This is a genomic window from Peribacillus sp. P4_B1 (genome assembly GCF_056402395.1).
Genome location: NZ_JBFUHM010000114.1, coordinates 1 through 4,195, shown reverse-complemented (window position 1 = coordinate 4,195; position 4,195 = coordinate 1). Strand labels below are relative to the sequence as shown.

General features: G+C 36.8%; 4 protein-coding genes and 1 pseudogene. All 5 read left to right on the top strand.

Annotated elements, in window-relative coordinates:
* Window positions 1-168 (top strand): annotated as a pseudogene (locus tag AC1DVK_RS26515) (group II intron reverse transcriptase/maturase); the annotation flags it as partial.
* A gap of 609 nt (window positions 169-777) precedes the next feature.
* Window positions 778-1,215 (top strand): GNAT family N-acetyltransferase, encoded by a 438-nt coding sequence (locus tag AC1DVK_RS26510; protein ID WP_410864110.1) that lies wholly within the window; start codon window positions 778-780, stop codon window positions 1,213-1,215.
* A gap of 200 nt (window positions 1,216-1,415) precedes the next feature.
* Window positions 1,416-1,709, top strand: a complete 294-nt coding sequence (locus tag AC1DVK_RS26505; RefSeq protein WP_410864111.1) for an antibiotic biosynthesis monooxygenase family protein — start codon at window positions 1,416-1,418, stop codon at window positions 1,707-1,709.
* Between the two features lie 154 nt (window positions 1,710-1,863).
* A complete protein-coding gene (locus AC1DVK_RS26500; RefSeq protein ID WP_477627783.1) occupies window positions 1,864-2,772 on the top strand; it encodes a PhzF family isomerase in 909 nt (302 codons plus the stop codon).
* Window positions 2,773-3,051: 279 nt separating this feature from the next.
* Window positions 3,052-3,786 carry an SDR family NAD(P)-dependent oxidoreductase gene (locus AC1DVK_RS26495; protein WP_477627782.1) on the top strand — a complete coding sequence of 245 codons (735 nt, stop codon included), beginning with the start codon at window positions 3,052-3,054 and terminating at the stop codon, window positions 3,784-3,786.
* Window positions 3,787-4,195 lie beyond the last annotated feature (409 nt).

The window sequence follows — 4,195 nt, the reverse complement described above, 5'->3', positions numbered from 1 at the left end:
GGATTAGGCGTCCCATTTGGAAAAGCATATGAATGGGGAAATAGCAGAAAGGGTTATTGGCGCATAGCGCATAGTCCTATTCTAGACAAAACCCTTAATAATGTTTATTGGCTCCATCATGGGTTAGTAAATCTATATGAACGATATACAAAACTACGTCAGACTTAAACTGAACCGCCGTATACCGAACGGTACGTACGGTGGTGTGAGAGGTCGGAGGCTAGGCGCCTCCTCCTACTCGATTGTGGAACTAAAGGTTCAGGTTAGTGAAAGACGGGATAATCAGTTAATAAAACAACCAAGAGGTAGAAAGTAATGTATCAATTTCAACACGAGGTCCAAAGAAAAGAAAAGATTGATATGGTATATGTCATTTTATTTATCGTTTCTAGATTGGTAAATATAGCTTTACAGTTCGCGGGTGGTAATATTCTTAATGGAATAGTCAGTCTCTTATTTTCTGTCATTGTCCTTCACTATGGTTTGCGAAAGAAATTCTGGGCGGAAATATTCATAAAATGTACGGTATGGATTCATATAGTTTTCTTGTTGGTGATGTTTCTTGTGATAATAATTAAATGATAAAGTAAGTAGATTCTCAACTAACAGGTGCGTTAGCTGTAGATCGGAGCAGTCTTTTAGGCAGCTTTTTCTTATGGAACTAACGGGGCAGTTTAGTTGAACAAGAAATCAAAGTAATTATAGACTTTGGAAGAAGAATATTGGGATATTATGCTAAACTTTATAAAAGGATATTGAAAGGACTCGACATTATTAATGGATATTAGAAAACCTAACGATTCGGAACTCAAAAAGGTTATGTTACTTTCTCCACAAGCTGTATTTGATGGCACATTGGGTGAAGTAAAACCTACAAATGAAAAAATCAAACATCTTGTTGAACCTCTATTGGAAAAGGGAAGCTATTATTTAATAGCAACAGAGATGGATAAATTAATGGGATGGATTCTTATAGGGGCAAGTAAAGATCAATTTACTGATAAGATGAGTGGATTTATTTATGAACTATTTGTTATAGAAGAATTTAGAGGGAATGGAATTTCTAAACGGTTAATGAGAACTGCCATTGACCATTTAAGACAAGATGGATACTCTGAAGCCCGCCTCAGTGTATTTGCAGAGAATCAAGCTATTGAACTGTACGAAAAAATGGGATTTAACATTAGGGCAGTTACTATGAGTTTGCCATTATAAGCAACGACTTCTTTCACTAATGGTTGCTTTACTTCAATAAGGGGGGTGCTACGGCAGCCTTTTTCTTATGGCACTAAAGGGGCGTTATGAAATCCTGCGAATAAGTGAGCATTCGAGAGATATTCGCATCAAACTGAGGGAGTTCAACAAAAAGTCATTAAAAAAGAGTAATGTTATACTTTTGAAAAGGGGGAAATTAAATGATATTGGAAGCTGTTATGCTACAAGTTAAGGAAGGTATGGAAGCAGAATATGAAGAAGCATTTCGTGGGGCATCAGAAATTATTTCTTCAATGAAAGGGTACATATCTCACGAATTACAGCGATGTATGGAAGTTGAGGGGAAATATTTACTACTGGTGCAGTGGAAAACATTAGAAGACCATACAATTGGATTTAGACAATCCAACGAGTATCAAGAATGGAAAAAGAAATTACATAATTTTTATGACCCATTTCCAACAGTTGAACATTTTGAGAAGGTTAAACTTTAATAGTTGTTCTTGAACTAACAGGTGCAATAGCTCTTTAAAGAGCTGTGACGATCACTCTTTTTCTTGTGGAGCTAACGGGGTAATTTTTAATATAGTAAGAATTATAGATAGTATAAAGGACCGAAAATTCACTATATTAAAGGTGGGAAATGACATGGCAAGAAAGTACCGATTATATCAAATTGATTCATTTACGAAAGAAAAATTATCAGGTAATCCTGCTGGTGTAATTACCAATGCAGATGGGCTATCTTCGGATGAGATGCAGAGGATTGCTAGAGAGCTTAACAATTCGGAAACGGCATTTATATTTAAATCAGACAATAGCGAATCTGATGTACATATTCGTTTTTTTACGCCTACTCATGAGGTTCCAATCTGTGGACATGCGACGATTGCTGCCCACTATGCTCGTGCAGTTGAAAATAGTTTAAATACAGGTAAAGTTTATCATAAAACTGGTGCCGGCATTTTACCAGTCGATGTGATTAATGAAGGTAATGATTACAAAATTATAATGACCCAGGGTAGTATAAGTTTTGATGCGGTGATTGATGGTCTAGCTTTAGAAAACATATTTACAGCTTTCAATATTAGTGAAAATGATTTATTAGAAGATTGTCCAGTACAAATCGTTTCTACCGGGCATTCCAAGGTGATGATTGGAATTAAAAATTCGGAACTTCTTCACCGATTAAACCCTAATATGGATTTACTAACAAAAGTCAGTGGATTAATTAATTGCAATGGTTTCTATGTGTTTACGATGAATGCTCCCGACTCCGAAATCTTAATTCATGGAAGAATGTTTGCTCCAGCAATTGGTATTAACGAAGACCCTGTTACAGGTAATGCGAACGGCCCTTTAGGTGCATACTTAATACACCATGGACTTGTCAAACATGATAATACTTTATTTAGTTTTAAAGCAGTGCAGGGCGAAGCTATAAACCGGGCGGGTGTCATTGATGTTCAAGTGAAAATTTGTAATCAGGAACCAGAGGAAGTAAGGATTGCGGGAAATGCTGTAATCGTATTTAAGTCCGAGTTATTACTGGAATAGCCATTCAACGTGCGTTAGCTTAACCTGGACCATATAAATATTATTGTAGCGTATTTAGATTTTGTGCCCTTAATAACCTTACAATTACCTCGAGGTTGAGTGAATAATTCCTTGTTACAAATACTATTAGTTTTCTTCTTTCAATAAGAAAGGTTGCTGAGGCAGCCTTTTTCTTATGGCACTAACGGGGCAGTTTAGTTGCCTAAGGTTAATAGATAACGTTCATGATACTATTTAGTTAATTAGAGTAATAAAAGGTAGAAAGAGGGGCTTTAATAAGTGCTCAAAAATAGAAAAGTAATCGTAACAGGCGCGGCTTCTGGAATAGGTAAAGAAATTGTCAAACAATGCTTATATGAGGGGGCTTCAGTAATTGCATGCGATATTAATGAACATTCCTTATATGATTTAAAACAGTCAATGGATGATCGCTATGTTCTACATACATATCAGTTAGATGTAAGTAACCATGAAGAGGTCGTTAAATTTTTTGTATATGTTGAAGCAGAACAAGCTGATGTAGATGGTTTAGTTAATAATGCGGGGATTTATTTGGCGAAAAGTATACTAGATTATCAAGTAGATGAAATTGATAAAGTCCTAGATATAAATGTTAAGGGGTTTATTTATCTCTCACAAATGTTCGGTAAAAAATTGTTCCAAAGCCAACGTAAGGGAGTTATCGTTAATATGTCTTCAGTGTCAGCAATGGAGGGCAGTTCAGATGCAATTTATGGGTTATCAAAGGCTGCCATATTAGGTTTAACTAAAAGCTGTGCAATGAATTTCTCACCATACATCCGAGTTAATGCTGTTGCTCCTACGATGGTTAATACTCCCATGATGGGTACAATACCTGATTGGAGAAAAGAGGAGTATTTAAGTAACCAACTTATCAATACGCCTGTCCTGCCTGAAGATGTGGCTGATACTGTTGTCTTCTTATTATCAGATAGAGCCAAGCATTATACAGGCTCAACATTCGATATTAATAATGGAGGATATCTAAGATAGTACTGCTGCTTGTTAAACTACAGGTACGTTTGTTGAGATCCCGGGGCTGCCATTTGGTGGCCTTTTTGCTTAATGAACTCCCTCAGTTTAATAGATAATGCTCACGAATACTCGCTTATTCGCAGGATTTCATACCACATGGTATAGGTTGCTTTAGATGAACGAAAGAGTTAGGACCGTTTTGATAAGATGAGGGCAGATTGAAATAGGGGATCCATTAAAAATCCTATATTATTACATATGCTGCACGCATTTTCCACGCTGCCCTTGGAGGCTTTCCCTCCCATGTCTCAACGGGTCATAATCCTATGCCCTTTCATTCCTTCGTCATACCTATCCAAGGGGTGGAGGCCGGTTTTGCTAACGGAACGGGTCATTGCCCTTTTGTTCATTACATCCAGTACAGTAC